Annotated in this window: 1 protein-coding gene; it reads right to left on the reverse strand. The window is 54.9% G+C overall.

Going from position 1 to position 233, the window contains the following annotated elements:
- Nucleotides 1-233, reverse strand: a 233-nt coding sequence (locus tag PQR42_RS45770; protein WP_408394145.1) for a hypothetical protein, incomplete at both ends; no start/stop codon positions are given.

A 233-nucleotide genomic window follows, 5' to 3' on the forward strand; every position in this document is an offset into this window, starting at 1 on the left:
TAGCGGTAATTCCAGAGTCCCTGGATTCCCCGAATATCGAATGTGCGGATCAGTTTGCCGGTAAGACTGTCGTAGTAAAACAGCGTATCGGCTTCCTTCTGGTTGCGACCGTCAGCAGTGGGAAAGAGGTCCCGTATGCCGTCCAGCTTGTCGAGCGCATTATTCCATCCATACATCCAGCGTCGGGCCGGCAACGCTCCTGCCGCCGACTGGAAATCTGCTTGCAAAACACG

It is taken from the genome of Paraburkholderia sediminicola (genome assembly GCF_046027355.1).
GTDB classification, from domain to species: Bacteria; Pseudomonadota; Gammaproteobacteria; order Burkholderiales; family Burkholderiaceae; genus Paraburkholderia; species Paraburkholderia sediminicola_B.